This is a genomic window from Pedobacter sp. 10L46_2 (assembly GCF_056395165.1).
In genome coordinates this window covers 1-5,510 of record NZ_JBFTIZ010000312.1, presented here as the reverse complement: position 1 = coordinate 5,510, position 5,510 = coordinate 1, and the positions used below count along the sequence as shown (strand labels likewise).

The window sequence follows — 5,510 nt, the reverse complement described above, 5'->3', positions numbered from 1 at the left end:
CTATTAAGAGACTGTATTGATGATCATTCAAGGAAGAATTTAGGTGAGCTGACATTTGGTAGCAAAGGAACAGTTATACTCTGGGAGAAAATGGACCGACTAATGGAGTCTGACGAACACAATCTGGATAAAGAAAATTTTTATAGAAAATTTGAAAACGTTAAAAAACATCTTGGATTAATTTTTCATCGCTATATAGAGAAAAATGATCTGGAAATCGTAATTTTTAATGATATAGTTGCCCCTGTAAACCCATTCGATATATCTTCCGAATATCCTTCAACAGAATTGCAGGAAGAACAATTATCAATTAAAGGGCGAAATATAGTTATTCAACCATACATTTTGCCTCACGAATCCAAAATGTCTAAAGATGAAAAAGATCAAGTCCAAATGACAAAGGGCTGGACTGAACATCAGGGTATTTACTTGTATAGAAATCATCGGTTAATTTCTGATGGAGGATGGCTGGATTTAAATTTCAGATTAAAAGAAAACCAACGACTATGCCGTATTTCTATTGATTTACCCAATACCTTGGATAAAGAATGGCAAATTGATATTAAAAAGGCCTCTGCTAAAATTCCTGATTTAATTCGCAACACTATCAATGAAAAGCATCCTTTATACGAGTTGCTGATTAACTACCTCGGTACACAGTCTCTTGTCTTAAAAGACTATGCAAAGCTGCTTGCTGAAACGATTCCGGTTAATCTCATAGTAAATGATTTTGCTGATCCGACTGTAATAATAGGTACGCCTTTACAGCATAAGGTGTCTGAACTTGAAGAAATATATGAAACCGCACTCCGGGTATTAATTGAATCCGGGGTTCCTGAAAAGAATGCAATAGCGCAACTGAATGCAATGGATGTATTTCAGAGATTAAAATAATAAATTATGATACATTTTAACGAACTGAAAGCAAATATAAGAGGTCTGTTTGAGACGTTTAAAAAGGCGATGGATTATGATAAAGCAATGTCTCAGGCTATTGATATGGTATGTTMTCCTTTCTCCTTTGAACAGGTCATTCTTCCCGGAAAAGCTTTTGCTTCAATAAATGAGCTAAAAGACTACATTCGTAAAGAGTTGGATGAAGAAGTTAACCTGATTGTAGATGATGGAACGCATTATTCATTAACAGATAATGAAGGACATATAGATTGGTACCGGCCTAAGAAGGCAAATGATGAAATCAAGTTTCGCTTCTGGAACAGATACCGGAAATACCTCACACACATTAAAGGATGGGCTGAATCGTCTGTAGATAAAATTGATACTATATCTGACGAAATTCTGGAAAACATTGAGGATCCTACTATTCCAAACCGGTCATTTGATCGTAGGGGGCTGGTTGTTGGATATGTGCAATCCGGTAAAACCGCTAACTTTATGGGGATTGTTAATAAAGCAATAGACTCTGGTTACAGAATCGTCATAATTCTTGCCGGAACACAGGAAAGCTTACGACAACAGACCCAGGAAAGAATTGACGAAGAGGTGCTGGGTATTGATACTAATCCAGAAGAGAAACAGAAAAGAATAGGGGTTTCTACACTTCCGGGAGAAACTTATATTCCGATTGATTATTTTACTGAATCGAATTTGAAGCCAAATAAATCAGGGGATTTTAACATCAGAAAGTCCAGAGGCACTCCACCCAGTAGTGAAAGACCTATCTTATTTGTAATAAAAAAGAATAAATCTATTCTTACCAATCTTAGAAAATACCTTCAGCATTGGATAGATATATTTGATGATGATCTTACCTATAAAAAGGATAATGTTAGTCAGTTTAATAATCTTCCATTGTTGATTATTGATGACGAAGCTGATCAGGCATCCATTAATACCAAAAAGACGGTTAGCTCAGATGGTGACGAGCTTGATCCGACAGCAATAAATTACTGTATAAGGGAAATTCTGAATCTATTCAGACAAAAGGTTTATATCGGGTTTACCGCCACACCGTTTGCCAATATTTTTATCCGACATAATATAGATCACAGGGTACTCGGCAAAGATCTTTTTCCTTCTGCTTTTATTAAAACTCTGGGGGCGCCTTCCAATTATCTTGGTCCAAAAGAAGTATTTGGCTTAAATAATGATGCAGATACCGGCTTGCCTATTTATAGAGGTGTTGCTGATTCAGGAGGTCAAAATAGCATCTTACCCGTTCGACACAAAGCTGATTATACGCTTACAGCATTGCCGGAAACATTAAAGCAAGCATTAAAAGCATTTATAATTTCATCTGCCATTCGTTGGTACAGAGGTCAAGATACAAAACACAATACCATGCTGATTCATTGTACCAGGTATAATGCCATTCAAGCCACTTTAGCAGAACTAGTTAATGATGAAGTGAGTATTATAAAATTGGCTGTTTTATCCGATGATATAGACATACTTACAGATATGCAGGAGCTTTATCAGAAAGATTTTGTGCTTACTTCAATAGAAATGGATAAGATCATACCCGAATGGGCCGATATTATCCCTTTTATAAAAAAGACAGTAAAGAAGTTGGAGCAACAATGTCGCATAATAAACGGAACGGTGGGTGATATACTTGATTATAAAACGAAAGCCAGAACAGGTTTGTGGAGTATAGCAATAGGTGGTGATAAACTGTCCAGAGGACTAACACTTGAAGGATTAACTATAAGCTACTTTACCAGAAGTACTTCATTATATGATACCTTGATGCAGATGGGGAGATGGTTTGGATATAGAAATGGTTTCGAAGACCTTTGCAGAATCTATACTACTCCTGATCTGTTTAAATGGTATCGGCACATATCAACTGCGTTCGAATCATTGAGGGAAGAGTTTATTGAAATGTCCCGTTTGAAACTTACGCCCATAGATTTCGGTCTGCGTGTTGAGGATCACCCGGATATGATGGTAACAAGTGTAATGAAAATGCGGGCAGCAGATAATATGCGCTTGAATTATCAGGGAACGCTTATAGAGACCTCAACACTCCCTGCTTCTGAAACAATACTCAAATCTAATTTTGAAGTAGCTCAAAACTTTATTTTGTCCCTGGGCAAGCCTGATGCTGATTTCGAGCCAAGGAATGTCTGGTTTAATATTCCGGTTTTACTTATACAAGATTTTTTAAAAGAATATCAGACATACAAGGGTCTGCCTACAGTCAATTCAGTGCGTATAAATCAGTATATTGATTTACAAAGGACAAAGGTATTCCCGGAATTTCTCGAATGGAATGTAGCTTTGATTTCACTGACTAAAAGCAGTGACCTTGAAACAGTACCTTTTGCGGGTTTTAAAATTTATCCTTATTCACGATCTATTAAAGATGAAAGAGCAAATAGTTTGTTCATAAAAAGAATGATTGATCCAAAGGATGAAATAGAGGATTTTAATACTATTGAAAGAAAAAACATCGAAAACAATAGCCTATCCAATATAGAAATAAGAGGTCTAGCCCCCAGAAAACATAGACCATTACTGATGATCTATGTCTTGAATATTACGGACAAAGCGAAGACGGAAAACATGTGGTTTGAAAAACAACCCGTGGGATTTGCGATAAGCTGGCCGGCGTCCGAAACGGCCGTTCCAATAAATTATGTAATTAATTCGGTTTATGCAGAACTTGAATTGAGCGAGGATGATTAATTATCGGGAAATATGGAAATCAATCAATGAAGAATCAGCTGGTTACCCGGATAGGGGATTGATTGCCAGAAAGATTCCTTCAAGCGGTGCCTTTTCTGTTTTTCTGGCGACTGATTTTAGAAGAAAGATACGGCTACTATATGTCAAGCTGGAGAGAGATGTGTTGGTTAAAACAAATGATCTTCCGCGGTTCAGAGGTTTTGAAATTTCATGCGTTATCTCCTCAATTGGATCTTTTAAAAATTCAGAATTTCTGAAATTAACACAGTCAATTCCTGAAACTGAAGGTGTTTTTGAATTAGTGATTTCTGATTTGTGTGATCATATTACCAGAATTAAGGATAGACTACATCTTAATCCCTTGCTGATTAAAGTTTTAGCTGAGTGGAAATTATTTTTTGAACGTTCAGAAGATAAAATGTTAACCCTTGCCGAGCAGAAAGGACTTTTTGGCGAATTAACATTTCTAAAAAACTATCTTTTAAAAATTTATCCTCCTGACCAGGCTTTGATCTTCTGGACAGGTGGGAATCGGACAAACCATGATTTTCAAATTGATGAGAAGGCCGTTGAAATAAAAGCCACTTCGGGAAAAATGCCCTGGAAATTTACCGTTTCATCAGAAAAACAATTGGATAATACAGGATTAAAACACTTATATCTGGTGTTATTTATAATTAATGTTCATGACAATAGAACTTCTGATAACCTTTCAGCCTTTGTGAATGAGGTTTTCGATATGATCCGGAATGATTTATCTGCCCTATCACAATTCGAAATTAAGCTCGCCAAATACGGTTACTATATGTCACACTCAGAGAAGTATACGACTGGATTTTCATTAATCCAGGTAAATGCTTTTGAAGTCAGAAATGATTTTCCTCGTTTGATAAACACTAAAATTCCATTAGGGATAGGTGATATTAAGTACACAGTTATGGTATCGGCTTGCACAGAATTCGAAATTAAAACAGATATAATAAACCTAATATAAATTATGACCCTTTCAGATTTTGCCATTGATTTTCTTGAGTATGCGCTAATGGCCGTAGAGGATGAGAAAATTTCTCAGGAAGACGCAGTTACACAGGATATATTGGAATACACTATTGATTCAGGTGATGTTGTTGCTGCAGAATTATGTCATTACAAAGTTCGTGGAATTAAGATAAACGCCTGGAACTATGATGAAGAAAATGAAGTTGTTGATTTATTTGTAACAATTTTTAAATCAGAAGCAAAACTTCAAAGGGTCTCCGATAAGGATGTTGAAGATGCCTTTAAAAAAGCCGAGAATTTTTTCTGGGCAGCAAGAGAAGGTAAGCTTTTGGGAAAAGTGGAAGAGTCGGAAACCATAGTTTTTGATCTCGTTCAAATAATTGAGCAGACAAAAGAGACTGTAAAAAATGTCCGCATATTTGTCTTTACAAATGGACAGGCATCGACTGAGACCATTCCAAAAGCAGGGGAAGAGAGAAATATATATTTTGATTTTCAATTATGGGATATAGAAAGACTATATCAACAATACCTGATCAGAAGCGATAAACAGCCTATTGAAATTGATTTTATTTCCGACTACAATTATAAACTTAAATGTCTGTCCATGGATAGCGTGAGTGATAACGTAGACTGTTATCTTGCAATTTTGCCTGCCAATATCCTGGCAAAGATATATGGAAAATACCGTCAGGGAATTCTGGAAAAAAATGTAAGAAATTTTTTACAATTTAAGACTAAAGTTAATCGTGGGATTCGTAAAACTATTATTAGTTCTTCAGATATGTTTCTTTCTTACAATAATGGAATATCTACGACAGCTGAAAACGTATATATTCAGTATGAAGCCAACATTCCTT

4 protein-coding genes are annotated in these 5,510 nt (G+C 35.9%); all 4 read left to right on the top strand.

Going from position 1 to position 5,510, the window contains the following annotated elements:
- Positions 1 to 894 (top strand): hypothetical protein (locus AC1DDX_RS23440; protein WP_477622685.1); only part of this gene is annotated, 894 nt, incomplete at its 5' end.
- Positions 895 to 900: 6 nt separating this feature from the next.
- Complete coding sequence (locus AC1DDX_RS23435; RefSeq protein WP_477622684.1) at positions 901 to 3,651, top strand: Z1 domain-containing protein; 2,751 nt, start codon at positions 901 to 903, stop codon at positions 3,649 to 3,651.
- The gene (locus AC1DDX_RS23430; RefSeq protein ID WP_337717697.1) at positions 3,644 to 4,645 is read left to right on the top strand and encodes a PD-(D/E)XK motif protein; all 1,002 of its coding nucleotides are present in this window, start codon (positions 3,644 to 3,646) and stop codon (positions 4,643 to 4,645) included. The genes AC1DDX_RS23435 and AC1DDX_RS23430 overlap by 8 nt, the downstream gene beginning before the upstream one ends.
- Positions 4,646 to 4,648: 3 nt before the next feature.
- Positions 4,649 to 5,510: AIPR family protein (locus AC1DDX_RS23425; RefSeq protein WP_477622683.1), on the top strand; the 862-nt coding region annotated here is incomplete at its 3' end.